Source organism: Phreatobacter sp., from assembly GCF_030691135.1.
GTDB lineage: Bacteria > Pseudomonadota > Alphaproteobacteria > Rhizobiales > Phreatobacteraceae > Phreatobacter.
Window position 1 is genome coordinate 1 of the sequence record NZ_JAUYFA010000061.1, and the last position, 25,582, is coordinate 25,582.

Consider the following 25,582-nt stretch of genomic DNA (forward strand, 5'->3'; position numbering starts at 1 on the left):
GGACGGCGCGCCGAACGTCGTCAAGATCCACCGCGGCAGCGAGACGACGATCCCGGAACATCTGTCCAAGGATCAGGGCCTCGCCATCCGCGCCGGCGACCGGGTCGAGGTGATGACGCCCGGCGGCGGCGGCTACGGCGACCCGGCGGAACGCGACCCGGCCGCGATCGCCCGCGACGTCGCCCGCGGCTACTACACCGCGGCGCAGGCCGAGGCGCTGTGGGGATGGAGGGGTTGATGCACTACTTCCGTCCGACCAGCCTCGCTGACGCCCTCGCCATCCGCGCCGACCACGACGTGACCGTCCTCGCGGGGGGCACGGACGTCTATCCGGTTCGCACCGCCCGCCGAGCCTGGGGCGATCCCGCCCACAAGGACGTGCTCGACATTTCCGCTGTAACAGAACTCCGGGGGATCAGCGAGGAGGCCGATCACGTCCGCCTCGGGGCGCTGACGACGTGGAGCGCGCTCGCATCGGCCGGCCTGCCGCCCCTCTTCGACGGCTATGTGCAGGCCGCCCGTGCGGTCGGCGGCGTCCAGGTGCAGAATCTCGGGACACTCGCCGGCAACATCGTCACGGCCTCACCGGCCGGCGACGGAATCCCCAACCTTCTGGCCCTCGACGCCATGGTGGAACTGGCGAGCCGCGCCGGCACGCGCACCCTGCCCTTTGCCGGCTTCGCCACCGGCTACCGGCAGACGGCGCTGCGGCCCGACGAGATCGTGACCGCCCTCATCTTGCCGAAGCTCACCGGCGCCCGCTCGACCTTCCTCAAACTCGGCGCCAGGGCCTATCTCGTCATCTCCATCGCCATGGTCGCGGCCGTGGTGGCGACCGATGCAGAGGACCGGATCACCGCCGTGCGGATCGCCGTCGGTGCCTGTTCGGCGGTGGCGCAGCGCCTCACCGCCCTCGAAGCCGCCCTCCTCGGCCAGCCCCTCGGGCAGGCCGCGGGACTGGTCATGGCGGGCCATCTCGCCGGCCTCGCCCCCATCGACGACGTGCGCGCGACCGCCGCCTACCGTCTCGCCGCGGCGGAGTCGCTGGTGCGCGACGCGCTCACCGATCTTGCCGCCACCGCCGCCCGGAGGGCTGCCTGATGCTCGACCGTCCCGCGTTTCCCACCGTCTCGCTCATCGTCAACGGCACCGACCGGACGGTCGCCGCCGATCCCTTCGCCAGCCTTGCCGACACATTGCGCGAAGGGCTCGGCCTCACCGGCACCAAGGTCGGCTGCGATGCGGGTGACTGCGGCGCCTGCACGGTGCTGATGGACGGCGCGCAGGTCTGCGCCTGCCTCGTCGCGACGGCGCAGGCCGAGGGCCGCGCCATCACCACGATTGAGGCCGCCGACCCGCTCATCGACCGTTTGCGCGCCGCCTTTCTAGCCGCCGGCGCCGCCCAGTGCGGCATCTGCACGCCGGGCATGATCATGGCGGCGGCGGACCTGCTGGCGCGCAACCCCTCCCCGACCCGCCGGGAGATCGAGGACGGCATCGGCGGCGTGCTCTGCCGCTGCACAGGCTACATCAAGATCATCGAGGCCATCGAGGCGGTGGCGCGCGGCGCCAATGCCTTCGCCCCGGTGGCCGAGGCGGGAGCGGCCGTCGGCGCCCGTATCGCCCGTGCCGACGGCCTGCCGAAGGTTCAGGGCACCGACCGCTTCGGCGCGGACTTCGCGCCGGAGGGCGCGCTGTGGCTGCGCGCCGTGCGCTCGCCCCACGCACGCGCCCGCTTCACCCTCGGCAACCTCGCGGCGGTGAAGGCGGCCCATCCCGGGCTCGAGGCCATCCTCACCGCTTCGGACATTCCCGGCGCCAATTCCTTCGGCATCTTCCCGACCATCAAGGACCAGCCGGTGCTGGCGCCGGGCTTCGTGCGCTACCGGGGCGAAGCCATCCTCGCCCTTGTCGGCTCGCGCGCGGCGGTGGAGGGAATCGCCGATGCCGCGCTGCCGATCACCTGGGAGGTGGAGCCGGCGCTGATCGGCGTCGAAGCGGCGCTCGCCGCGGGCGCAACGCCGCTCCACGCCAATATCCCGGACAACGTGCTGACCCGCGGCTATCTGGAGACCGGCGATGTCGCCGAGGGTCATCGCCTCGGCGCGGCCACCGCCGAGGGCCGCTTCCGCACCGGCTTCGTCGAGCATGCCTATATCGAGCCGGAGGCAGGTTACGCGATCCGCGTGGGGGACCGCATCGAGGTCACCGCCTGCACCCAGGCCGCCGTCATGGACCAGGAGGAGGTCGCCCGCGTCGTCGGCATCTCCATGGCGCAGGTCCGCATCATCCCGAGTGCCTGCGGCGGCGGTTTCGGCGGCAAGCTCGACGTCTCGATCCAGCCGCTCATCGCGGTCGCCGCCTGGCTGACGAAGAAGCCGGTCCGCATCGTCTATTCGCGCACCGAGAGCATGGCCTCGACCACCAAGCGCCATCCCTCGCAGATCCATGCGCTGATGTCCGCGGACGCGGAAGGCCGCTTCACCGCCTATGAGATGACCGGCGATTTCAACACCGGTGCCTATGCCTCCTGGGGGCCGACGGTGGCGAACCGCGTGCCGGTCCATGCCACCGGCCCCTACAAGGTGCCGCATGTGCGCAATGCGACCCGTGCCGTCCACACCAACGAGGTGCCGGCCGGCGCCTTCCGCGGCTTCGGCGTGCCGCAGGCGGCGCTCGCCGGCGAGACGCTGATCGACGATCTCGCCGAAAGGCTCGGGATCGACCGCTGGGCCATCCGCCGGATCAACGCCATCGACCACGGCGACAGGACCCCGACCGGGCAGATCCTTCATGCCTCGGCCGGCCTGCCGCAGTGCCTCGATGCGGTGAAGGCCGGGTACGATACCCTGATGGCCGAAGCTGCCGCCCACAATGCCCCCGGCGGCCGCATGGCCCGCGGCGTCGGCGTCGCCTGCATGTGGTACGGCTGCGGCAACACCTCCATGTCCAACCCGTCGAAGATGCGGATCACGCTCGGACGCGACGGACGGCTGACCTTCCTCAACGGAGCCGTCGATATCGGCCAGGGCTCGTCAACCGTACTGCTGCAGATCGCCGCGGATGCGCTGGGGCTGCCGACGGCCGCCTTCGATTTCGTCGTCGGCGATACCGACAGGACTCCCGATGCCGGCAAGACCTCGGCGTCGCGCCAGACCTTCGTCTCGGGCAATGCGGCGAAGCTCGCCGGCATGGATCTCAGGGCGAAGATCCTGGCGCTGGCCAATGCCGGCCCGCAGGCGCGGATGAGCCTCGACGGTGACAGGCTGACGGTCGAGGACGGCGAGGCGAGCCGGGTCATCGATCTGTCGGTCCTGGGGTCGGAAGCGGATGCCATCGTCCTCGCCGGCGAGGGCGAATATGACCCGCCGACCACGGCGCTGGACGCCAGGGGCCAGGGCATCCCCTACGCCACCTACGGCTTCGCCGCTCAGGTGGCCGAGGTGGAGGTCGACCGCCTGCTCGGCACGGTGAAGGTGACGCGCATCCTGGCCGCCCACGATGTCGGGCGGGCCGTCAACCCGACCCTGACAGAAGGGCAGATCCACGGCGGCATCGCCCAGGGGCTGGGTCTGGCGCTGATGGAGGAATATCTCCCCGGCCGCACCGAGAACCTGCACGACTACCTGATCCCCACGGCGGGCGACATGCCGGAGATCACCATCCATCTGGTCGAGGATACGGAGCCCGAGGGGCCGTTCGGCGCCAAGGGCGTCGGCGAACCGGCGCTGGTGGCCACCGCCCCGGCCATTCTCGGGGCGATCCGTCACGCGGTCGGCGTGCGGATGACCGAGGTGCCCGTGCTGCCGCACCGGCTTTGGGCGGCGATGCAGGGGCGGGAGGCGGCGGAATGAGGGCGGCTTTCCCAGCGCTTCGGGTCCATGCCCCACCCGCACCCTCCCCGCTGCGCGGGGAGGGGGACTTCGACGTTCCGCCTTCGTCTCGTTGGCTGGGCCAGGCGCATACGGTTCAAACAATTCGCGACGCCGTGGTCCCCCTCCCCGCGCGAGCGGGGAGGGTAAGGGTGGGGACTTCGATTCAAAAAGAACCCCACGACCACGCCCGATACCCCATCCCAGGAGGTCGCCATGACCGCCACTGACCATCTCTCGCTCGCGGCACGCTCGAAGAAGTTCGGCGCCGACGAGGGCGACGGCATCCTGCGATGCGACGCCTGCCCGGTGCTCTGCCGCATCCGGCCGGGGCGGGCGGGCGCCTGTTCGCGCTATGCCAACGAGAACGGCCAGCTGGTGCGCACCGACCCGGTCGTGCTGCTGGCGAAGACCGTCGAGGACGGCGGCAAGATGGTCCCCTTCGGCACGAATGACTGGGATGGCCAGGCGCTGGATCCCCAACGCACCTTCGTCACCGCCATCGGCGCGGGTACCACCTATCCCGACTACAAGCCGGCCCCCTTCATCGTCTCGGCGGTGCACGAGGGCGTCGACACCGTCACCGTCGTGACCGAGGGCATCTTCAGCTATTGCGGCGTCAAGGTGAAGATCGACACCGACCGCCATCTCGGGCCCGAAGCGGCGCCGATCCGCGTCGGCGGCGAGCAGGTCGGCCATGTCACGACGGCCGAATATGGCAGCCAGATGCTCTCCATCGGCGGCGTACGCCATCTCACCGGCGGCTCGAAGAAGGAGGGCAATGTCACTTGCGACACGATGCTCAAGCTCTGCGCTGGCGAGCCCGTGACCATGGTGATCGACGGCGGCCATGAGGTGGTGGTCGCAGCGAACCAGGCCCCCATCGTCGACGGCAAGCCCGAGCAGCGCATGCGGGTGGGCTGCGGCTCGGCGACCGTCGGCATCTTCGCCAAGCAATGGCTCGGCCATGTCGACGAGGTCATCGTCGTCGATGACCACATCACCGGCGTGCTGACCGAGCACCAGGCCGGCAAGGTGCTGGACATGCGGGCCGCCGGCATCCGCGTGCGCGGGCGCAAGTCGACGCCCGGCCGCTATTTCCAGGTCGCCAATCCCGGCATCGGCTGGGGCGGCACCGACATCGAGGACCCGCTGTCGATCATCCAGAAGATCGATCCCGAGACGGCCTGGCCGGGCCTGCGCCTCCTCATGACCTCCACCACCGGCGAGCATTTCCTCTATTGCGTCCTGGACGAGAACCTCGTGCCGGTGCCCGCCCCGATCCCGGAGGCGGTGATGAAGGTGGTCGACCGCATCGGCGAGAACTGCGAGCCCTCGCTCTGCACCGTGCTGTTCATGGCGGGGGCGGGCGGAAGCCTCCGGGCCGGCGTCACCGAAAACCCGGTGCTGCTCACCCGGTCCGTCGCCGCCGGGCAGACGAAGGTCACCATGGGCGGCGCGCCGGTCTATCTGTGGCCAGGCGGCGGCATCACCGTCATGGCCGATGTGACGAAACTGCCGAAGAACGCGTTCGGCTATGTGCCGACTCCGGCCATCGTCGCGCCGATCGAGTTCACCCTGCCGCGGGCGCTCTACGAGCAGCTCGGCGGGCATATGGACGACGTCGTCTCCATCGACGACATCCTGCGCGACGTCGCCCCGCAGGCACGGATCGACGGCTGGATCGACGGCAACCCGTGGCCCTTCCCGGAGAGGCGTCCATGACGGCGAAGCGAGCGAAGCGCGCCGGCGAGACGCCGCCGGAGAGACCCTATGTCCTCGAAGACCAGATCGGCTTCCTGGTCCGGCGCGCCCATCAACGCGCCAGTGCTATTTTCGAGCAGGTGATGGACGGGCTGGACGTGACGCCGGTGCAATATGCCGCGCTCGCCAAGCTGCATGACCTCGGTCCCACCTCGCAGAACCAGCTGGGCCGCCTGGTCGGCATCGATCCGGCGACGATGTTCGGGGTGGCGGGGCGGCTTGCCAAACGCGGCCTCGTCTCGCCTTCGGTCGATCCGAACGATGCGCGCCTCGTCCTCCTCGAACTCACCGCCATAGGCCGTGAGACCGTGGAAGCAATGAAGGCGCGCGGCCCCGACGTGTCGGCGCGCACCCTCGAGCCGCTGTCGGCGGAGGAAGCCGAGACGCTGCTCGCCCTGCTCGGCCGGATCGGCTGACCATGTGGGACGCGCCGACTGTCCAGCGCCTCGACGGCGACCGGCTGCATCTGCAGCAGGGGCCGATCGACGTCGTGCTCAGGGCCTGGGGCGCGACGAGCGCGGTGCGCGAGGCCTATGAGGCGGTGGTCACACGGTTCGGCGCAATCCTGCCGGAGCTCGCCGGCGAGCTCACCGAATTACGGCGGCCCATCGCCGATCGCCCGCTGGTGGAAACGCCGGTGGCCCGCCGCATGGTGGCGGCCTGCCGGCCCTTTGCCGGCCTGTTCGTGACGCCGATGGCGGCGGTGGCCGGCGCGGTGGCCGACGAGTTGATGGAGACGATGGTGAAGGCGGCCCCGCTCGACCGCGCCTTCGTCAATGACGGCGGCGACATCGCCATCCACCTGACCGAAGGCGAGACGATGGACGTTGCGGTGGCAGCCGACTTCGCGCACGGCGCCGTTCCCGCACTCAACGGCCGCATCACCCTCACGGAGCGGGACGGGATCGGCGGCATCGCCACCTCCGGCGCGCAGGGGCGCTCGTTCTCACTCGGCATCGCCGATTCCGTCACGGTCCTCGCCCGCGACGCCGCCACGGCCGATGTCGCCGCGACGCTGATCGCCAATGCCGTCGATATCGACGACCCGCTGATCAGCCGCAGTCCGGCCTGCGAGCTCGACCCCGACAGCGACCTCGGCGAGCGCCTGGTGACGACCGCCGTCGGCCCGCTGGCCGCGCCGCAGATCGCGGCCGCTCTCGACGCCGGACGGGCGCGCGCCGAGCAGTTCCGCCGGCGCGGCCTGATTTTCGATGCGGCACTGATGCTCAGGGGCGAAGCCCGCATCCTCGGACAGACACGCAGCCTCAGGGAGATGAAACCATGACCATCGACGTCAGGAAGATCGTCGTCGGCGTCGAGGAGGTCCGCCACGACGGCGGGCCGAAGCTCGATAGGCCGATCCTCAAGGGCTGGATCGCCGCCGTGCTGAAGAACCCCTATGCCGGCCGCTATGTCGAGGACATCCAGCCGATGATGGACGACCTGAAGCCGCTCGGCCTCGAATGCGCGACCAAGCTGCTGAACGCGCTGGGCGGCGACACGGCTGCCATCGAGGCCTATGGCAAGGGCTCACTGATCGGCTCGGCGGGCGAACTCGAGCACGGCGCGCTGTGGCATGTGCCAGGCGGCTATGCCATGCGCGAACTGCTCGGCGAGGCGCTGGCCATCGTGCCCTCGATGACCAAGGTCGGGCCGCTGGGCGCCATCCTCGACGTGCCGATCCACCACCGCAATGCGGCTTACGTGCGCTCGCATTTCGACGGCGTGACGCTGATGGTGCAGGACTCACCACGCCCCGACGAGATCCTCTTCGCGCTGGCCATGACCACTGGCGGCCGGCCACATCCGCGCATGGGCGGGCTGACGCAGGACCAGATTGCGAAGCGCGACGGGCAGAGGTGAGACAGAGGGCGCGATACACGTCATGATTGCGTATCGTGCGGATTTTCCGTATGATAGCTTATGGCGTCGTCGCTCGACTTCGACTGGCATGATGGGAAGGCTTCTTCAAACCTGAAGAAGCATGGCTTCAGCTTTCCCGAGGCCGTCGACGTTTTCGCAGATCCGGCAAGGATCGACGTTGACGTCACGCGGCCGGGAGACGGGGAGGACCGCAGGAAAACGGTCGGGATGCTCGACGGCCGTCTGATGACGGTGGTCTACACGCGACGTGGCGCGATCCACTGGATCATCTCGGCACGGCGCGCCAACCGGACAGAGGCGAGACGTTATGGTCAAGGCTAGGCTGATCATCGACCCGAGCAATCCGCCGCGGCTGTCCGCCGAAACGCGCGCCCGCCTCGACGCCATGACGCCGGAGGAGATCGAACAGAACGCCATCGACGACCCGGACAACCCGCCCTCCACCGACGAGGAACTCGACCGCGGTGTTGCGGGCCGGCGCGTCCGGCTGCTGCGCCAGTCGCTCGGCCTCAGCCAGCCGGAATTCGCCGAGCGCTACCGGATCAACGTCGCGCGCCTCCGCGACATCGAGCAGGGCCGCACCATGCCGGACAGCGCCTTCCTCGCCTATATCACCGTCATCGAGACCGAGCGCGAGGCGGTGGACCGGGCGCTGGCCTCCTGACGACAGGCTCAGGCCTGCTCCCCGGCAGGGGCTCTGGACCGGACGGCCAGGCTGTCTCTATGGAGAGGGCCCGACCCTCGTGTGAGCCCGCCCCCATGTCGTCCCAGACCGATCTCGCCGGCCTTCTCGTCGTCTCCGTCGAACAGGCGGTGGCGGCGCCCTATGCCGCCTCACGCCTCGCCGATGCCGGGGCCCGCGTCATCAAGATCGAGCGCGAGGAGGGCGACTTCGCCCGCCGCTACGACAAGGCAGTGGACGGCGAGAGCGCCTATTTCGTTTGGCTCAACCGGGGCAAGGAATCGGTCGTCCTCGACCTCAAGGATGGTGGCGACCAGGCGGTGCTGGCGGCCATGGTCGCCAAGGCCGACGTTTTCATCCAGAACCTCGCACCCGGCGCGCTGAAGCGCATCGGCTTCGACATGGAGACGCTGCGCCGGCGCCACCCACGCCTCATCACCTGTTCCATCTCCGGCTATGGCGAGGAGGGTCCCTGGCAGCACCTCAAGGCCTATGACCTGCTGGTGCAGGCCGAGTCGGGCCTGTCGGAGATCACCGGCGAGGGCGAGAGCCGGGCGCGCGTCGGCGTTTCGGTCTGCGACATCGCTGCCGGCATGACCGCCTACCAGGCCATCCTGCAGGCCCTCATCGGCCGCTCGATCACCGGAGAGGGCCGGCACATCGCGGTGTCGCTCTACCACGCGCTCGCCGACTGGATGAACGTGCCCTATCTCCAGTATGCCTATGGCGGCATCTATCCGCCGCGTTCGGGCCTCAACCACCCGACGATCGCGCCCTATGGCGCCTACCCCTGCGCCGACGGCAAGGCGATCCTCTTCTCCATCCAGAACGAACGGGAATGGGTCTCGCTCTGCGAGAACGTGCTGGACAATGCCACCATCGCCACCGACCCGCGCTTCGACGCCAACGTCAAGCGCGTCGCCAACCGCCCGGCGCTCGATGCGCTCATCCTCGCCGCCTTCGCGCAGCATCCGCGCGAGGCGGTCGTGGAGCGATTGGAAGCGGCCAGGGTCGCCTATGGCCGGGTGTCCTCGCTCGACGACCTGAAGATCCACCCGCAGAACCGCTATATCGAGGTGGAGACCCCCGCCGGCCGCAAGCGCATGCTCGCCCCGGGCGCGCTCCATGACGGGACCATCCCGCAGTTCGGCCCGGTGCCGGCGCTCGGGGAGCACACGGCGAAGGTGAAGGCCGAATTCGGCGGGTGATCAGCCCGCGGCGGTCGCTTCCCAGCCGCCGGTGGTGCGCGAGAACAGGATCGGCGTCGCGTTGCGGCGCAGTTCGGTGTGGACATCGACCCCGGTCAGGGCGGCGAGGACCAGCAGCACGCCGCCATGGGCGACGATCAGCAGGTCGCCCTCCGGATCGTCCTCCAGCGCCGTCCAGCGCGACAGGGCATGACCGGTGCGGTGGACGAAGGTCGCCAGGCTCTCGCAGGCCGGCGGATCGACACGCCAGTTGAGCGTGCCGACCGGGGTGCCGAACAGGCCCATATACATGCGCTCCTGCAGGGCTGCGTCCGGCTCGGGCGTGATGTCGCGGCCGTCGGTGACGATGGCGGCGGTGCGCCATGCGCGCATCATCGGGCTGGCGGCGACGCGGGTGATGGAGGCCAGCGCCAGGATGGAGGCGGCCTCGGCGGCCTGCGCCTCACCCGCCGGGTTCAGAGGCGTGTCGGGGAACTGGTAGATGCCCTTGCGGTTACCCTCGGTCTCGCCGTGGCGCAGGAAGATCAGCCGCGACAGGCGCGGCCGGAACGGAACCGCCCGCGAGAGGTCCTGGATCGCGTCGTAACCGAGCGTCGGAGCGACCTGTGTCGGGGTTCCGCTGGCCAAGGGACATCTCCTCGAAAATCGGGCGTTGGCATGGACCAGCCCGGGACCGATGTCAAAGGGGTGCGGCGCGCCATCCGCTGTTCCCCCTCGCCTTCCGCGGGACCTTGGGCTAGCAAAGGGCCATGACGACCGAGACGCAGCGCCCCTCCATCCGTGAACGCATCCGCCCGATCGATGCCGGCGAAACGGTGCTCTCCGCCCATTTTCTCGGCGCCGATGCGGTGCTCGTCCTCGCCTCCGGCGAGATCGTCATCGCCGGCGAGGCAGACCGGCGGGTGCCCCTCCACGACGGTGGCATTCTCGACGCCGCCTGTGACGGCACGGTGCTGCTGACCGGCGGCGACGACGGCCGCGTCCTCGCCATGGATCGCAGGGGAGACCTGCGCCGCATCCATGACAGCGGCGGCACCTGGATCGACAGGGTCGCGCTCGGCCCGAACGGCGCCATCGCCTGGAGCGCGGGCCGCAAGGTCTTCGTCGCCCAGGCGAAAGGCGAGCCGATGACCCTGTCGCTGCCCTCGGCGGCGGGCGGCATCGCTTTCTTTACCAAGGGGCTGCGGCTCGCCATCGCCCACTACAACGGCGCGACGCTCTGGTATCCGAACGTCCAGGGTGACCCCGTGAAGCTCGAATGGAAGGGCTCACATCTCGGCGTCACCGTCAGCGCCGACCAGCGCTTCGTCGTCACCACGATGCAGGATGCCCAGTTGCACGGCTGGCGGCTCGAGGACGGCCAGCACATGCGCATGTCAGGCTATCCCGGCAAGGTGCGCTCCTTCTCGTGGTCGCAGGGCGGCAAGTTCCTCGCGACCTCCGGGGCCGCCGAGGCCATCCTCTGGCCCTTCTCCGGCAAGAACGGCCCGATGGGCGCGACCCCGACCATGATCGCCCCCGCCGCCAAGGCCGGCATCAAGGTGACGCAGGTGGCCGGCCACCCCGCCGCCCCGGTGATCGCCACGGGGTTCGCCGACGGCCTCATCCTGCTCTGCCGCATCGAGGACGGGGCGGAGATCCTGATGCGCGAGCCGGACGGCGACGCCGTGACGGCGCTCGCCTGGCGCGCCGACGGCAAGGCGGTCGCCTTCGGCACCGAAGGTGGCAAGGCCGGCCTCGCCAGCCTCTAGGGTCTCACGCAGCCGGCGGAGGCGCGGCCCCGCTGCGCGCCTGGGCGATGCCCAGAACCCGCTGGTAGACCCGCCCGACGACCAGCAGCACCAGGCCGAGGCCGATGAAGGACAGCGCCCGCCACAGGCCGGTCAGCCCGGCCATGTCGACGAGGAAGACCTTCAGCACGGCGAGAGCCACCATGGCGGCCGAGGCGAGGCGGAATGTGCGGCTGCCGAAGGCGGCACCGGCGGCGAGCAGGGCGATGCCGACGACGAGCCAGACGGCGGAATAGGCGTAGAGTTCGCCATCGCCGATATTCCAGAACGAGACCTCGCCACGGGCGAGCATCGCCACGGTAATGTTGAGATAGTTGACCAGCATGGCGAGGCCGAAGAGGCCCATGACGCGGCATTCGACAATGCGGCCGGCGCGCCGTTCCATGACCGCCGCCAGGACGGCCAGCACGGCGCCGAGCCCGTAGCCGAGCAGGGCCCAGTTGACGATCGGGTGCGGGCCGACATAGCCGCCGGTGATCCAGGGATTGAAGGCGAAGCCCATGACCACCGCGATCCAGGCCCAGGAGGCGAAGCGGAGGACGAGGACCGCATTGTCCCAGAAGGCGCCGGTGCGGATGGCCGCGAGGCGCGACAGGCCGAGGCCGAAGGCGAGCATGGTCACGGTATGGGTCGCCGCCTCGGGGAACTGCATGGGCGCGGCGAAGAGGCGGATGCCGTGAGCGCCGAAGGCGTGGCGGACCTGGACGATCACCAGCAGCGCCGCGAAGACCATGGCGAGGGCCTCGAGGGTGCGGACCGGGGCGTCCTCGCCACGCCGCCGGCGCAGCAACAGGGCCGCCGCCACGGCGCTGAGCGCGGGAAGACCGTAACCCGGGAGCAGCCAGTTGAGGATCACCATGTCGCCGACATCGATGCCGTTGATCGCCGGGTCCCAGATGACGCGCAGGAGGACGGCGCAGCCGGCCAGCGCCGCCGTCCAGCGCAGATGCGGCAGCGGCCGGAACGTGTAGACCCAGGCGATGCCGGCGATCATCGCGGCGAGCGCGAGGGTGAGCCAGGCGCGTTCGAGCAGCAGCGTCAGGGCGAAGGCGAGGGCCGCCAGGGCGCCGATGGCATAGAGCGCCGAGGCCGAGGCGAGGCCCGGCCGCCGGCCCGATCGCAGGCGATGCGCCGCCTCGGTGGCCGCACCGAATGTCGCGGCGAGCACCATGGCGAGCGCGGCGAAGCGCGGCGAGATGACGAAGCCCTCGACCTTGCCATAGACGATGGCGAGGACGGCCAGCGGCATGACGATTGAGGTCATGGCGAGGGTCAGCACCACCCAGGCCTCGCGCTGGCGACGCCAGACGGCGAGGAACGCCGGGCCGATGCCGAAGACCAGCGCGACGGCGAGACCGGTCCAGACGATGCGCGCGAGGATGTCGGGAAAGTCGGGCGGCACGCCGAGCGGATCGACGAGGGTCGTGGGCCTGACACCCACCGCCCAGCCGAGCAGGACGAGAAGTGCGAAGAGACCGGTGACGGGGGCTGCCGGAGCGACCGAGGGGGCGCGCCAGACCAGAGCGAGGACAGCGAGCGCGACGGCGAGGAACAGCCCGACGGCCGCCATGTCCTGGCGGCTCTCCATGACTGCGAGAAGGCCGAGGAAGGCGAAGGCGCCGAGAATGCCGACAGCTCCGACATCGGCGCCCTTTTCGCGCGCCGGGGCGAAGCGGATGCCGGGGACGACGAAGAGCGCCGCGGTGACGAGGCCCGCCAGCGCCTGGACGAGGCTCGGATAGGCCCCGCCGGAGGTGACGAACAGCGTCAGGGCGCCGAGCGAAACGGCGAACGAGGTCGCAACGTAGCGCAGCCAGGGCCAGTCGCGGATCCAGGCGAGCGCGAAACAGGCCGCGGTGATGACCGCCGCATAGATCGGGAAGACGAAGGGGTTCGGGTCGCTGGCGGTGACCAGGAAGGGCGCGGCGAAGGCCGCGACCAGGCCGATGGCGCCGAGCAGCGGGCCGTGGACGCCGGCGAGAACGAGCGTTCCGAGACCGACCGCGCCAAGCGCGATGAAGGTCGGGGCCGGGCCGATGAAGTCGTAAAGCGCATGGGCGGCATAGATAGTGGCGAAGGCGGCCACCGCGCCGACGCCGGTCAGCGCCGAGGGAATGTCGGCAACCGGCAGGGTGGGCAGACCCTTGTCGTTGCGGCGCAGCCATTCGCCGCCGGCCAGCAGCGCCAGCGAGAAGAGGAAGCCGAGGGCGATGCGCAGGCCGGGGCCGACGAGGCCCTGTTCAATCGAATAGCGGACGAGGAAGATGCCGCCGAGGCCGAGAGCGATGGCGCCGACCCAGACCGCCCAGCGCGAGCCGATGGTCTCCTCGAAGCCGCCGAGGCCGGGCGGCGGCGGGGGTACCGGCGCCGCGGCGGGCGCCTCGATCGGATCGATGGCCTCCAGCGGGCGCGTGCTGGCGACGGCGGGCACGGAGCGCGTCAGCGGCGGCAGCGGCTGCACCGCGAAGGCGGGCGCCTCGTAGGGTTGCGCCGGCAAGGGCGGCGCCGGCGAGGGCGGCGCCGGCGAGGGTTGCCGGGCGAACCCGTCCGCGGCCTGGGGACGGGCGACGAAGGCGGTCCCGGAGGCGAGGCCCGCCCGCAGGAGGCGGAGTTCGGTCTCCGCCTGTCCCAGCCGCGTTTCGACGCCGTCGAGCCGCCGCCTGGCGTCGCCGGCCCTGATGAAGGCGGTGATGGCGAGAATGGGCAGGCCGACGACGATCGCGATGGCGAGGATGGCGAAGAAGAAGAAGAAATCCATGCGCTGCGGCCCCCTGATGGCCGAAAACATCATTGCGCCGACGCGGCATGCGCTGGCGACGTCAGCCCAATGCGACCTCAAGGTTTCGGACCGATGGCGTCCGCGGCGGCGATTGTGACTTCAGGATGTTGCGATCAGGTTGATGCAACCGCAGCAATATGGTCAGCGGCCGAGACGAAGTGCGAAGGGCTCGCCCTCATAGGCATCGCGGCCGCGGCCGATTCCCTCGATGGCGGAGACCATCCGGCCATCGCGGGCGAGCATGCGGTCGGCGATGGTGACGAGACGCAGGTTGGGAGTGGCGCTGGGGCTGAGCCGCCGCAGCTCGGCGGCGAGCGCCTCCTCGTCGTCGGCGGGATTGATGGCGCAGGCGGTGATGAAGGCGGCGGCGGTGGAGCGGCTGATGCCAGCCCAGCAATGGACCACGAGCGGGCTCTGCGCGCCGTGGGTGCGCCACCAGCCGCCGACGAAGCCGAGCAGCCGCTCGACATGGGCATCGGCGGGCACGACATAGCCCTCCATCGGCGCGACGATGTCGTTCATGCCGAGGAAGAGGTGATCGTTCGCCGCGACCGCTGCCGGCCGATCGACGGCGGTGCCCTCGTTGATCAGCGTCACCACGTGGCGCGCGCCGGACGCTTCGACGGTCGCGGAGAGGCGGGACAGCGAACAGACGTGAACCTGCATGGACGTGCCCTCCTGGCGCCCGCAACGGCTTCTTGCCTGATAGCGCGGGATCGATGACGAGACGATGCGGCAGATCGGAGCGGCAGACAACGGGTCGCACGCGGCCGTCGGAATTCTCTCAGGAGGCGAGCGCCGCGAACCTCGCGAGATAGGCGGCCTTGGCACTGTCCGAATCCATCGGCACCAGAACCGGCGGGACGCCCTTGGCGCCGCCGAAGACGCCGTTCGGCGCGCCGAAGATCGCGGTCGCCTCTTCGTGCCCGAAGCCGGCGAGTTGGGTCGCCTCGAGGAAGGCGGCGACATGGTCGGCCCGCTTGGTCAGGGTGGAAATGGCGGCCGGGGCCGTCGCCGGCAGCCCGAAACGGATGTGGATGGCCGCCATCAGGCGCGCCTCGACCGTCTTGTAGTCGCCGCCGATCACCGCCTTGAACGGCGAGATCATGTCGCCGATGACATATTCGGGCGCGTCGTGCAGCAGCACGGCGAGCCGCCAGCGCGTCTCCAGGCCGGGCTGCAGCCGCACCGCGATCTCCTCCACGAGCAGGCAGTGCTGGGCAACGGAAAAGACGTGAGGGCCGGTGGTCTGGCCGTTCCAGCGGGCGACGCGCGCCAGGCCATGGGCGATGTCCTCGATCTCGACATCGAGCGGCGAGGGATCCAGCAGGTCGAGCCTGCGGCCGGAGAGCATGCGTTGCCAGGCGCGTGGCGGACGCTGGCGCGGGGACGGGGAGCGGGTGACCATGGCCTTTCCTGCCTGCTTCGCCCGTCGCCGGCAAGCCGGGTTTTGGCAGCAGCATGGCGCGAGCGGGGACGGCGCGCCGGTGGACGTGGGAACGCCGAGGGGATAACGGGGTTGACCCTGCCTGCGCCCGGCGCGGGCCCTGGCCGAAGGATGCCGCATGACCATCGCCGACATGGCACGCCTTCCGCCACCTCCCGAAGCCGGACCGCGCCGCCCGCGCATCGCGCTGGTCGACATCGCCCGCGGCGCGGCGCTGGTCGCGATGTTCGTCTATCACTTTGCCTGGGACCTCTCCTTCTTCCGGCTGATCGAGACCGACATCGTCGCCCATGCCGGCTGGCGCTGGTTCGCCCACGCCATCGCCGGCTCGTTCCTGGCGCTGGTCGGAGCCAGTCTGGTACTGGCGACGCGTCAGGGCTTCGACCGCGACGGCTATCTGCGGCGGCTCGCCCTGGTGGCCGGCGCGGCGGTGCTGGTGACGGCCGGCACCTATCTCTTCATGCCGGACACCTATGTGTTCTTCGGGATCCTGCATCACATCGCCGTGGCGAGCGTCCTCGCCCTGCCCTTTCTCGCGCTGCCGACGCTGGCGGTGGCCGGGGGCGCCATCACCGCCTTCGCGCTGCCCGCGCTCGTCGGCCACCCCGTTCTCGACACCGACCTGATGCTCTGGCTCGGCCTCAGCGACCGGCCCATCCGCTCCGGCGACTTCGTGCCGCTGTTCCCCTGGTTCGGCTGCGTCCTCGGCGGGATCGTGGCGGCGCGGGCAGGGCTCGCCCTCATCGGCGAGGAGCGGCTCGCGGCGATCGGCGCGGGCGGCCGCCCGGCGGCGCTGCTGGCCACGATGGGGCGCCATTCCCTGCCGATCTATCTCGTCCATCAGCCGCTGTTCATCGCCCTGCTCTCGGCCTGGATCTGGCTCTTTCCGGCTGCCGTCCACCGCGGCCCGCTGGTCGGCGACCCGCAGACGCGGCCCTTCGTCGAGGCCTGCATGCGGACCTGCGTCAGCAACGGCCAGGAACCGGATCTCTGCCGCGAGGCGTGCGAATGCACGGCGGACCGGCTCAAGCGCGACAATCTCTGGGGCCAGGCGCTGTCGGGCCAGTTGAGCGCGACGGAGCGCGCCCGCGTCGGCGAGATCGCGCGCATCTGCACGCGGGGTGAGTGAGGACGCCCGGAGGCTGTAGCGCCGCCCGTGCCGTCTTGCGCGGGCTTGGCCCGGGCATGACGCAGGGTTTCAACCAGAAGCCAGCGCCTTGACCTCCGCGTGGCGGAAGCAGCCGACCATGTGGTCGTTGGTCATGCCCACCGCCTGCATGAAGGCATAGACGATGGTCGGACCGACGAAGCTGAACCCGCGGGCCTTCAGATCCTTCGACAGCTTCTGCGCCACCGCGGTCTCGGTCGGCACCTGGCTGCGGTCGCGGTGGTCCGGCTGCAGCGGCCGGCCATCGACGAAGTCCCAGAGATAGTCGGAGAAGCCTTCACCGCGGCCCATCATGTCGCAATAGATGCCGGCCGCCTTCACCGTGCCGACGATCTTCGCGCGGTTGCGGATGATGCCGGGGTCCTCCATCAGGGCGGCTACCTTGGCCGCTCCGTAGCCGGCGACGACATCCGGCCGGAAGCCGTCGAAGACCGTCCGGAAATGCTCGCGCTTGCGCAGGATGGTGATCCAGGACAGGCCGGCCTGGAATCCGTCGAGGATCAGTTTCTCGAACAGGGCGCGATCGTCGCGCTCGGGCACGCCCCAGTCGGTGTCGTGATAGGCGACATAGAGCGGATCGTGGCCGGGCCACCAGCACCGCGGCTTGCCGTCTGCATGATCGGTGAGCAACATGCCGGTCTCCTGCCGATTTATTTTACACTTAAAATATTTTTGACGGGTGGGGTTGTTCGGGAAAAATCCACGTTGATAATGCCTTCGCATTGGCTGCGACCACGGACAAGCCCGGGAGCGGTCTTCGACCCGAGCACGACTCGGGGTGGGAGGTTTTCGATGAAGCGCATCCTTCTCTCTCTGGCGCTGGGAGCGGCCACGCTCGCCGGCGTCGCCCAGGCCCAGGCTCAGGAGCCGATCCGTATCGGGGTGATCCAGACCCTGTCCGGTCCCGCCGCCGTTCTCGGTCAGCAGGCGCGTGACGGGCTGCAGCTCGCCGTCCGCCAGCTCGGCGGAAAGATGGGTGGCCGCGATGTCCAGGTCATCGTCGTCGACGACGAACTGAAGCCGGATGTCGCCTTGCAGCGAGTCCAGGCGATGATCGACCGCGACCGCGTCGACTTCGTCGTCGGCCCGATCTTCTCCAACATCCTGCAGGCGATCCACGCACCGGTGGTCAATTCGCCGCGCGCCTTCCTGATCAGCGCCAATGCCGGCCCGTCGAGCTATGCCGGCCGCGGCTGCCACGAGAACTTCTTCGTCACCTCCTACCAGAACGACCAGGTGCACGAGGTGCTCGGCGCCTATGCGCAGCGGCGGGGCATGCAGAAGGTGTTCCTGCTCACCCCGAACTACCAGGCCGGGCGCGACGCCATGGCCGGCTTCAAGCGGCATTTCCGCGGCCAGATCGTCGACGAGGTCTATACCCCCCTCGGCCATCTCGACTTCTCGGCGGAGCTCGCCCGCATCGGCGCCTCGGGAGCCGATGCCCTGTTCACCTTCATGCCCGGCGGCATGGGCGTGAACCTGGTGCGCCAGTACGGCCAGGCCGGCCTCACCCAGCGTGTGCCCTTCCTCTCGGCCTTCACCGTCGACGAATCGACGCTGCCGGCCCAGCAGGATGCGGCCCTCGGCATGCTCGCCGGCATGACCTGGGCGCCGAACATGGACAATCCGCAGAACAAGAAGTTCGTCGCCGACTACGAGGCAGCCTTCGGTTCGGTGCCGGGCTCCTACGCCATGCAGGCCTATGATGCGGCCATGCTGATCAACAGCGCGGTGGTCGCCACCGGCGGCAACCTGACGGACCGTGCCGCGGTCCGCACGGCGCTGCGCAAGGCCGACTTCACCTCGCTGCGCGGCCGCTTCCGCTTCGCCAACAACCACTATCCGATCCAGGACTTCTACACCGTGCGCGCCGCCAAGCGGCCGGACGGCAAGTTCCAGACCGAGATCGTGGAGCGGATCTTCGAGAACTACACCGACGTCTACGCCGCCCAGTGCCCAATGCGCTGGTGAGCCGCCCGCATCGCGACCCTCTCCCCTCGCGGGAGGGGGTCGCAGCGCGAACTGTCGGGTGAGGGGCCGCAAGGCGCCGCCCCTGCGAGCATTCTGTTCCGCGGACCGCCACAGGTCCGCCTGCCCTCACCCGGCGCCTCACGGCGCCATCCTCTCCCGTGAGGGGAGAGGGTTTCCGATCGGACCGCGATGTCCTCCACGCTCCTCATCATCCAGACGCTGAACGGGCTGCAGCTCGGCGTGCTGCTGTTCCTCATCGCCGCCGGCCTGACGCTGGTCTTCGGCGTGATGGACTTCATCAACCTCGCCCACGGCGTCCAGTACATGCTGGGAGCCTATCTCGCCGCCATGTTCGTCGCCTGGACCGGCAACTTCTTCATCGGCATCGCCCTCGCCCTGATCAGCGCCCTCGCCTTCGGCCTGCTGCTGGAGGTCGTGGTGATGCGCCATCTCTACGACCGCGACCATCTCGAACAGGTTCTGGCGACCTTCGGGCTGATCCTGTTCCTCAACGAGGGCGTCAAGATCGTCTGGGGCGCGGCGCCGCTGCAGGTGCCGATCCCCGACTCGCTGTCCGGCACGATCCGCATCGCCGACGGCGTGCTCTATCCGGTCTGGCGCCTCGCCATCATCGGCTCGGGGCTGGCTGTGGCGCTCGGGCTCTATCTGATCGTCGCCAAGACGCGTGTCGGCATGCTGATCCGGGCGGGCGCCAGCAATGCGCCGATGGTCTCGGCGCTCGGCGTCGACATCCGCCGCCTGTTCATGATCGTCTTCGGCTTCGGCGCCATGCTCGCCGGTTTCGCCGGTTCGATGGCCGCCCCGGTTTTCTCGGTCGAGCCGGGCATGGGTGACAACCTCCTGATCCTCGCCTTCGTCGTCATCGTCATCGGCGGCATCGGCTCGATCCGCGGCGCCTTCGTCGGCGCCCTGCTGGTCGGCCTCGTCGACACGCTGCTGCGCTCGTTCTCGGTCGATCTGCTGCGGCTCTCCGGCCTGTCGCCGTCGGATGCGCGCACCATCGGCCCGGCGATCGCCTCCATGTCGATCTACATCCTGATGGCGGCGGTCCTGTTCTTCCGGCCGACCGGCCTGTTCCCGGCCAAGGGCTGAACCATGGCCGAAAACCCCGTCACCCCGCCCGCCCTGCCCGCGTCGCCGCCGCTCTGGCGCCGGCTCTGGCTGCCCGTCCTCGTCTTCGCGCTGCTGGCGCTGGTGCCCTTCGTCTGGGGCGAGCGCTTCATTCTCGGCCTCGTCACCCGCGCCATGATCATGGCAATCGCCGCCCTGTCGCTCGACCTCATCCTCGGCTATGGCGCGCTCGTCTCCTTCGGCCATGCGGCCTTTCTCGGTCTCGGCGCCTATGCGGTGGCGATCCTGTTCTCCCACGACATCGTCGACGCGGCGATCGCATTCCCGGTGGCCATCCTGATCGGCGCCGGCTTCGCCTTCGTCACCGGCGCCATCTCGCTGAAGACCCGCGGCGTCTATTTCATCATGATCACGCTGGCCTTCGGGCAGATGGCCTTCTTCACCGCGACGAGCCTGTCGGCCTATGGCGGCGACGACGGCCTGCGCATGTTCCATCGCTCGGAAGTCTTCGGCACCCGCATCCTCGCCAACGACACCACCTTCTATTTCGTCGTGCTCGGCACGCTCGCCGGCTGTTTCGTGCTCCTGAAGACGATCGTCGGCTCGCGCTTCGGGCGGGTGCTGCGCGGCGCCAAGGAGAACGAGCGGAGGATGCGGGCGCTCGGCTTCGATCCGTTCCGCTACCGGCTCGCCGCCTATGTCATCGCCGGCTCCATCTGCGCCCTGGCCGGCGCGCTTTTCGCCAATCTCGGCATGTTCGTCGCCCCCGCCTACATGACCTGGCAGCGCTCCGGCGAGTTCATCGCCATGGTGGTGCTCGGCGGCATGGGCACCCTGATCGGCCCGATCATCGGCGCCATCGGCGTGACGCTGATCGAGGAATGGCTCGCCGCGGTGACGCAACACTGGAAGGTGATCTTCGGACCCATGGTTGTACTGGTCGCCATCTTCGCGCGCGGCGGCATCGTCAAGCTGCTGGAGCGGGGGACGGGCCGATGACAGCGCCTATCCTCTCACTGTCCAACCTGCACAAGGCCTATGGCGCGCTGAAAGTGACGGACGGCGTCAGCCTCGACGTCGGCGCCGGCGAGTTGCACGCCATCATCGGCCCGAACGGTGCCGGCAAGACGACGCTGATCTCGGAGATCACCGGCGAGGTGGCGCTCGATGCCGGCACGGTGACCTTCGACGGCGCCGATGTTACCGCCCTGCCCGTCCATGCCAGGGCCCTGAAGGGCCTGACGCGCTCGTTCCAGATCACCCAGGTCCTGCCCGGCTTCACGGTGCTGGAGAACGTCGCGACCGCCGCACAGGCCCATGACGGATCGTCCTTCCGCTTCTTCCGGTCGGCAGGCGCCGACAAGCGGCTCACCGATATCGCCATGGCGGCCCTCGGAGAGGTCGGCCTCGCCGCGCGCGCGGCCCTGCCGGCGGCCAGCCTGTCGCATGGCGAGAAGCGCCAGCTCGAGATCGCCATGGCGCTGGTGTCGCAGCCCAAGCTCCTGCTCCTCGACGAGCCCATGGCCGGCATGGGGCGGGAGGAGACCGAGCGGCTGGTCGCGGTGCTGATGGCGCTCAAGGGCCGCTATCCCATGGTGCTGGTGGAACACGACATGCACGCCGTCTTCCGCCTCGCCGACCGCATCTCCGTGCTGGTCTACGGCCAGGTCATCGCCTCCGGCAGCCCCGAGGCGGTGCGCGCCGATCCGGCGGTCCGCGAGGCCTATCTCGGCGAGGAGGAGTTCGGATGACCGCGCCCGATCTCGCCATCGACGCCGAGACGCGCCTGGCGCATCAGAGCGGCGATACAAGGCCGGAACTCAGGCTCTGGCTCCGGCTGCTCACCTGCACGACGATGATCGAGCGCGAGATCCGCCGCCGCCTCGCCGAACGGTTCCAGATCACCCTGCCGCGCTTCGACCTGCTGGCCCAGCTCGACAAGTCGCCGGAGGGCATGACGCTCGGCGACATCTCCCGCCGCATGATGGTCACCAACGGCAACGTCACCGGCCTCGTCGCCCGCATCGCCGAGCAGGGCTATGTCGAGAAGCGCCGGGATGCGCTCGACGGCCGGGCCCAGCGCATCGTCATGACCGCCAAGGGCCATCAGGACTTCGCCCGCATGGCGCGCGAGCATGGCGCCTGGGTGCGCGAACTGCTCGCCGACGTCGATCCCACCGAGCGCGAGGTGCTGATGGGGCTGCTGGCCAGGACCAAGGCCTCCGTCGCCCGCGCCGCGGCGGCGCGGATGGAGGGCGGAGCATGAGGTCCCAACCCCGGAACATCCGATGCTGAGCGTCTCGAACCTCGAATCCGGCTATGGCGACGTCCAGGTGCTGTTTGGCGTCTCGCTCTCGGTCGGCACGGGCGAGGTGGTCACGCTGCTCGGCCGCAACGGCATGGGCAAGACCACGACGATCAAGTCGATCTTCGGCCTCCTGAAGCCCTCCGCCGGGTCGATCGACGTCGACGGGGTGGCGCTCGCCGGCCAGCCGCCGTTCAGGGTCGCCAAGGCCGGGCTCGGCCTGGTGCCCGAGGGCCGGCAGATCTTCCCCAATCTCGATGTCGAGGAGAACCTCGTCGCCACCGCCGCCAACCGCGACCGGCGCACCGCGGCCTGGACGCTGGAGCGCGTCTATGAATTCTTCCCGCGGCTGAAGGAGCGCCGCCGCAACATGGGCAACCAGCTCTCGGGCGGCGAGCAGCAGATGCTGGCCATCGGCCGGGCGCTTATGACCAACCCGAAGCTCCTGGTGCTCGACGAGGCGACGGAAGGCCTCGCCCCGGTCATCCGGGCGGAGATCTGGGCCTGTCTCGCCCGCCTCAAGCAGGACGGCCAATCGATCCTGGTCATCGACAAGAACGTCGATGCTCTGGTCAAACTGGCGGACCGGCACCTGATCCTGGAGAAGGGCCGGATCGTCTGGGAAGGGACGAGCGGCGACTTCCTCGCCAGTCCCGACCTGAAGGATCGCTACCTGCACGTTTGATCGGACCTGCCCATGGCCACCCCGCTCGCCGAAACCATCGCCCGCGAATACGGCACGCCGGCCGTCGTCATCGACATGGACCGGGTGGAGGCCAACATCGCCCGCGTCCAGGCCCAGTGCGACGCCGCCGGCATCGCCAACCGGCCGCATATCAAGACCCACAAGAGCCCGGAACTGGCGAAGCTGCAGGTCGCCGCCGGCGCCAGGGGCATCACCTGCCAGAAGATCGGCGAAGCCGAGATCATGGCCGCCGCCGGCCTCGACGACATCCTGATCAGCTACAATCTCCTCGGCGAGGAGAAGATGAACCGGCTGGGACGGCTGCTGGAGAGCACCACCGTCACGGTGGCCGCCGACAACGCCACGGTCATCGGCGACCTGCCGAAGGCGGCGGCCATCGCGGGACGGCCGCTCGGCGTCGTCATCGAATGCGATACGGGCCGCAAGCGCGCCGGCGTCGAGACGCCGGGCGAGGCCATCGAGCTCGCCAAGCTGATCGCCGCCTCGCCCGGCCTCGCCTTCAAGGGCTTCATGATGTACCCGACCGAGGACGGCTGGCCGGAAGCGCAGAAATTCCTCGACACGGCGCTGGCCGGTATCAGGCTCGAAGGCCTCGACGCTGAGATCATCTCCACCGGAGGCTCGCCGAACATGAAAAATGTCGGCAAGCTCAAGGGCGCCACCGAGCACCGCCCGGGCACCTATATCTACAACGATCGCATGCAGGTGGAGGTCGGTGTCGCGACGCTCGATGACTGCGCGCTGACGGTCTATTCCACCGTGGTGAGCCGCGCCGGCGCCGATCGCGGCATTCTCGACGCCGGGTCGAAGACGCTGACCGCCGATCCCGGCGGCGGGCTCGACGGATATGGCCTGATCCTCGAACACCCGGAAGCGCGCATCGCCAAATTCGCCGAGGAACACGGCTTCCTCGACCTGTCGAAGTGCAACGAGCGGCCGAAGGTCGGCGACATCGTGCGCGTCGTGCCGAACCACGTCTGCGTGGTGGTCAACATGGTCGACGAGGTGGTGATGGTGCGCGGCGACGCGATCGTCGGTATCCTCCCCGTCGCCGCCCGCGGCAAGCTCAGGTGAGGAGACGGACATGACCCCGGAAGACAAGCTCGCCCAGCTGGGCCTGACGCTGCCCGCGACGCCGATGCCGGCCGGCAATTACGTGCCGTTCAAGCGCGACGGCAACATCGCCTATCTCGCGGGACAGGGCCCGCGGAAGGCCGACGGCTCACTGCATACCGGCAAGGTCGGCGGCGACGTGACGGTGGAGGCGGCCTATGAGCACGCCAAGCTCGTCGGCCTGCAGATCCTCGCCTCCGCCAAGGCGGCGGCCGGCGGCGATCTCTCCAAGGTCGAGTTCCTCAAAGTTCTCGGCATGGTCAACGGCACGCCGGATTTCGGCGACCATCCCCGTGTCATCAACGGCTTCTCCGACCTGATGGTGGCGGTCCTCGGCGACCGTGGCCGGCACGCCCGCTCCGCCGTCGGCATGGGCTCGCTGCCCATGGGGATCACCGTGGAGATCGAGGCGGTGATCCGCATCCACGACTGAGAGGGGTGGGCGGAACATCTCCGCGTCCGGGCCGGGCATGATGGCAGGCGCGGTTGGGAATGCCCCACCCTTACCCTCCCCTCTGGCGAGGGGAGGGAGACCACGGCGTCGAGCCCCAACGAATAACCTCTGCACCAAGCCCAATCGCGTCGGGTCGGCGATACGATGACAGCGCCAGAAAAGGCGTCGGCTGTGCCTGGCCCAGCCATATCGACCTGTCCGCGACGCGGTAGTCTCCCTCCCCTCACCAGAGGGGAGGGTAAGGGTGGGGCCTTGTTTCCGCCCCCTACTCCGCCACGACCGCCGTCGCCTCGATCTCGATCTTGGCAGCCTTCTCGACCAGCCTGACCACCTGCACCACGGCCATGGCCGGATAGTGCGCACCGAAGACGTCGCGATAGGCCTGGCCGAGCGGGCGGAGGTTCGCCTGATACTCCTCCACGTCGGTCACGTACCAGGTCAGCCGGACGATGTGGTGCGGCAGCGCCCCGCCCTCGGCCAGAATCAGCCGGATGTTCTCGAAGCACTGGCGCGCCTGGGCGGCGAAGCCCTCGGGGAAATTGCCCATGACGTCCCAGCCGACGACGCCACCGGTGACGATGATGCGGCCCTTGGCGGCCATGCCGTTGGCATAGCCGCGCGGCACCGGCCAGCCCTGGGGGTTGAGCGTCACCGGCAGGACGTCCTCGTCCGGCAGGGCGAGCGGGATCACGGGCTTCATCGGATGGGACATGGTCGGGTCTCCGGCGCGCGTCTATTCGGCGGCCTTGGCGGTCTCTGTGGCGGGTCCGGCGCCGGCCTCGCGGGCGGCGCGTTCGCGGAGCGCAAAGCGCTGCAGCTTGCCGGTCTCGGTGCGCGGCAGTTGCGGCACGAAAGCGATGTCGCGGGGATATTTGTAGGGCGCGATCTCGTCCTTGACGAAGGCCTGGAGCTCGACGACGAGGGCCGGCGTGACCGTCACGTCGGGCTTCGGGACGACATAGGCCTTGACGATCATGCCGCGCTCGGGATCGGGCTGGCCGACGACGCCGGCCTCGGCGACGGCGGGATGGGCGAGCAGCGCCGCCTCCACCTCCGGGCCGGCGATGTTGTAGCCGGCGGAGACGATCATGTCGTCGTTGCGCGCCTGGTACCAGAAATAGCCGTCCTCATCCTGCACGTAAGTGTCGCCAGTGACGTTCCAGCCATCGACGACATATTTGCGCTGGCGTTCGTCGGCGAGATAGCGGCAGCCGGTCGGGCCTTTCACCGCCAGATTACCCACTTCACCCACCGGCGCCGGTCGGCCATTGTCGTCCATCACGCAGGCGACATAGCCGGGAACCACGGTACCGGTGGCGCCGGGACGCGCATGCGCTTCGTCGGCGG

General features: G+C 69.5%; 25 protein-coding genes and 2 pseudogenes. 20 read left to right on the forward strand and 7 right to left on the reverse strand.

Annotated elements, in window-relative coordinates; genetic code table 11:
• From Q8O26_RS10680 to Q8O26_RS10725, 10 genes and pseudogenes are all read left to right on the forward strand, one after another.
• Positions 1 to 238, forward strand: a pseudogene (locus tag Q8O26_RS10680) (methylhydantoinase); the annotation flags it as partial.
• Positions 238 to 1,101 (forward strand): xanthine dehydrogenase family protein subunit M, encoded by an 864-nt coding sequence (locus Q8O26_RS10685; protein WP_305575500.1) that lies wholly within the window; start codon positions 238 to 240, stop codon positions 1,099 to 1,101. The pseudogene Q8O26_RS10680 and the gene Q8O26_RS10685, both read left to right, overlap by 1 nt.
• The gene (locus Q8O26_RS10690) at positions 1,101 to 3,854 is read left to right on the forward strand and encodes a molybdopterin cofactor-binding domain-containing protein (RefSeq protein ID WP_305575501.1); all 2,754 of its coding nucleotides are present in this window, start codon (positions 1,101 to 1,103) and stop codon (positions 3,852 to 3,854) included. The genes Q8O26_RS10685 and Q8O26_RS10690 overlap by 1 nt, the downstream gene beginning before the upstream one ends.
• A 234-nt stretch (positions 3,855 to 4,088) precedes the next feature.
• On the forward strand, positions 4,089 to 5,597 hold the full coding sequence (locus tag Q8O26_RS10695) for a 6-hydroxynicotinate reductase (protein ID WP_305575502.1): 1,509 nt from the start codon (positions 4,089 to 4,091) through the stop codon (positions 5,595 to 5,597).
• The gene (locus Q8O26_RS10700) at positions 5,594 to 6,052 is read left to right on the forward strand and encodes a MarR family winged helix-turn-helix transcriptional regulator (RefSeq protein WP_305575503.1); all 459 of its coding nucleotides are present in this window, start codon (positions 5,594 to 5,596) and stop codon (positions 6,050 to 6,052) included. The genes Q8O26_RS10695 and Q8O26_RS10700 overlap by 4 nt, the downstream gene beginning before the upstream one ends.
• 2 nt (positions 6,053 to 6,054) lie before the next feature.
• Positions 6,055 to 6,921, forward strand: a complete 867-nt coding sequence (locus Q8O26_RS10705; RefSeq protein ID WP_305575504.1) for a UPF0280 family protein — start codon at positions 6,055 to 6,057, stop codon at positions 6,919 to 6,921.
• Entirely contained in the window at positions 6,918 to 7,499 is a 582-nt protein-coding gene (locus Q8O26_RS10710) for an amino acid synthesis family protein (RefSeq protein ID WP_305575505.1), read from the forward strand. The genes Q8O26_RS10705 and Q8O26_RS10710 overlap by 4 nt, the downstream gene beginning before the upstream one ends.
• Positions 7,500 to 7,559: 60 nt before the next feature.
• A complete protein-coding gene (locus tag Q8O26_RS10715) occupies positions 7,560 to 7,841 on the forward strand; it encodes a BrnT family toxin (protein ID WP_305575506.1) in 282 nt (93 codons plus the stop codon).
• Positions 7,828 to 8,184: a DNA-binding transcriptional regulator gene (locus Q8O26_RS10720; RefSeq protein WP_305575507.1), complete on the forward strand. Its 357-nt coding sequence runs from the start codon at positions 7,828 to 7,830 to the stop codon at positions 8,182 to 8,184. Before Q8O26_RS10715 ends, Q8O26_RS10720 begins: the two co-directional genes overlap by 14 nt.
• 95 nt (positions 8,185 to 8,279) lie before the next feature.
• The gene (locus Q8O26_RS10725) at positions 8,280 to 9,410 is read left to right on the forward strand and encodes a CaiB/BaiF CoA-transferase family protein (protein WP_305575508.1); all 1,131 of its coding nucleotides are present in this window, start codon (positions 8,280 to 8,282) and stop codon (positions 9,408 to 9,410) included.
• Here Q8O26_RS10725 and Q8O26_RS10730 read toward each other — a convergent pair whose 3' ends face one another.
• Entirely contained in the window at positions 9,411 to 10,037 is a 627-nt protein-coding gene (locus Q8O26_RS10730) for a histidine phosphatase family protein (RefSeq protein WP_305575509.1), read from the reverse strand.
• Positions 10,038 to 10,159: 122 nt separating this feature from the next.
• Here Q8O26_RS10730 and Q8O26_RS10735 point away from each other — a divergent pair, with 122 nt between their 5' ends.
• Positions 10,160 to 11,161 carry a WD40 repeat domain-containing protein gene (locus Q8O26_RS10735; protein ID WP_305575510.1) on the forward strand — a complete coding sequence of 334 codons (1,002 nt, stop codon included), beginning with the start codon at positions 10,160 to 10,162 and terminating at the stop codon, positions 11,159 to 11,161.
• 4 nt (positions 11,162 to 11,165) lie between these two features.
• Here Q8O26_RS10735 and Q8O26_RS10740 read toward each other — a convergent pair whose 3' ends face one another.
• The 3 genes from Q8O26_RS10740 to Q8O26_RS10750 form a co-directional block, all read right to left on the reverse strand.
• On the reverse strand, positions 11,166 to 13,958 hold the full coding sequence (locus Q8O26_RS10740) for a DUF2339 domain-containing protein (RefSeq protein WP_305575511.1): 2,793 nt from the start codon (positions 13,956 to 13,958) through the stop codon (positions 11,166 to 11,168).
• 162 nt (positions 13,959 to 14,120) lie between these two features.
• On the reverse strand, positions 14,121 to 14,645 hold the full coding sequence (locus tag Q8O26_RS10745; protein ID WP_305575512.1) for a tyrosine phosphatase family protein: 525 nt from the start codon (positions 14,643 to 14,645) through the stop codon (positions 14,121 to 14,123).
• 118 nt (positions 14,646 to 14,763) lie between these two features.
• Positions 14,764 to 15,387 (reverse strand): HD family hydrolase, encoded by a 624-nt coding sequence (locus tag Q8O26_RS10750; protein WP_305575513.1) that lies wholly within the window; start codon positions 15,385 to 15,387, stop codon positions 14,764 to 14,766.
• 157 nt (positions 15,388 to 15,544) lie between these two features.
• Between Q8O26_RS10750 and Q8O26_RS10755 the strand changes: the two genes are divergently transcribed.
• Positions 15,545 to 16,555: a DUF1624 domain-containing protein gene (locus tag Q8O26_RS10755; RefSeq protein ID WP_305575514.1), complete on the forward strand. Its 1,011-nt coding sequence runs from the start codon at positions 15,545 to 15,547 to the stop codon at positions 16,553 to 16,555.
• Positions 16,556 to 16,624: 69 nt separating this feature from the next.
• Here Q8O26_RS10755 and Q8O26_RS10760 read toward each other — a convergent pair whose 3' ends face one another.
• Entirely contained in the window at positions 16,625 to 17,227 is a 603-nt protein-coding gene (locus tag Q8O26_RS10760) for a DNA-3-methyladenine glycosylase I (protein ID WP_305575515.1), read from the reverse strand.
• A 159-nt stretch (positions 17,228 to 17,386) separates the two neighbouring features.
• Between Q8O26_RS10760 and Q8O26_RS10765 the strand changes: the two genes are divergently transcribed.
• The 8 genes from Q8O26_RS10765 (at position 17,387) to Q8O26_RS10800 (ending at position 24,214) form a co-directional block, all read left to right on the forward strand.
• Positions 17,387 to 18,565: an ABC transporter substrate-binding protein gene (locus Q8O26_RS10765; RefSeq protein ID WP_305575516.1), complete on the forward strand. Its 1,179-nt coding sequence runs from the start codon at positions 17,387 to 17,389 to the stop codon at positions 18,563 to 18,565.
• Between the two features lie 189 nt (positions 18,566 to 18,754).
• Positions 18,755 to 19,678: a branched-chain amino acid ABC transporter permease gene (locus tag Q8O26_RS10770; RefSeq protein WP_305575517.1), complete on the forward strand. Its 924-nt coding sequence runs from the start codon at positions 18,755 to 18,757 to the stop codon at positions 19,676 to 19,678.
• Between the two features lie 3 nt (positions 19,679 to 19,681).
• The gene (locus Q8O26_RS10775; RefSeq protein ID WP_305575518.1) at positions 19,682 to 20,656 is read left to right on the forward strand and encodes a branched-chain amino acid ABC transporter permease; all 975 of its coding nucleotides are present in this window, start codon (positions 19,682 to 19,684) and stop codon (positions 20,654 to 20,656) included.
• Positions 20,653 to 21,408: an ABC transporter ATP-binding protein gene (locus Q8O26_RS10780; RefSeq protein WP_305575519.1), complete on the forward strand. Its 756-nt coding sequence runs from the start codon at positions 20,653 to 20,655 to the stop codon at positions 21,406 to 21,408. Before Q8O26_RS10775 ends, Q8O26_RS10780 begins: the two co-directional genes overlap by 4 nt.
• Positions 21,405 to 21,923 carry a MarR family winged helix-turn-helix transcriptional regulator gene (locus Q8O26_RS10785; RefSeq protein WP_305575520.1) on the forward strand — a complete coding sequence of 173 codons (519 nt, stop codon included), beginning with the start codon at positions 21,405 to 21,407 and terminating at the stop codon, positions 21,921 to 21,923. Before Q8O26_RS10780 ends, Q8O26_RS10785 begins: the two co-directional genes overlap by 4 nt.
• Before the next feature lie 22 nt (positions 21,924 to 21,945).
• Positions 21,946 to 22,647, forward strand: coding sequence for an ABC transporter ATP-binding protein (locus Q8O26_RS10790; RefSeq protein ID WP_305575521.1), 702 nt, complete (start codon positions 21,946 to 21,948; stop codon positions 22,645 to 22,647).
• A gap of 12 nt (positions 22,648 to 22,659) precedes the next feature.
• Positions 22,660 to 23,742 (forward strand): alanine racemase, encoded by a 1,083-nt coding sequence (locus Q8O26_RS10795; RefSeq protein ID WP_305575522.1) that lies wholly within the window; start codon positions 22,660 to 22,662, stop codon positions 23,740 to 23,742.
• A gap of 10 nt (positions 23,743 to 23,752) precedes the next feature.
• Complete coding sequence (locus tag Q8O26_RS10800) at positions 23,753 to 24,214, forward strand: RidA family protein (protein WP_305575523.1); 462 nt, start codon at positions 23,753 to 23,755, stop codon at positions 24,212 to 24,214.
• Positions 24,215 to 24,500: 286 nt separating this feature from the next.
• Here Q8O26_RS10800 and Q8O26_RS10805 read toward each other — a convergent pair whose 3' ends face one another.
• Both Q8O26_RS10805 and Q8O26_RS10810 read right to left on the reverse strand, forming a co-directional pair.
• Positions 24,501 to 24,947 (reverse strand): RidA family protein, encoded by a 447-nt coding sequence (locus tag Q8O26_RS10805; protein WP_371134528.1) that lies wholly within the window; start codon positions 24,945 to 24,947, stop codon positions 24,501 to 24,503.
• 21 nt (positions 24,948 to 24,968) lie between these two features.
• Positions 24,969 to 25,582, reverse strand: a pseudogene (locus Q8O26_RS10810) (AMP-binding protein); the annotation flags it as partial.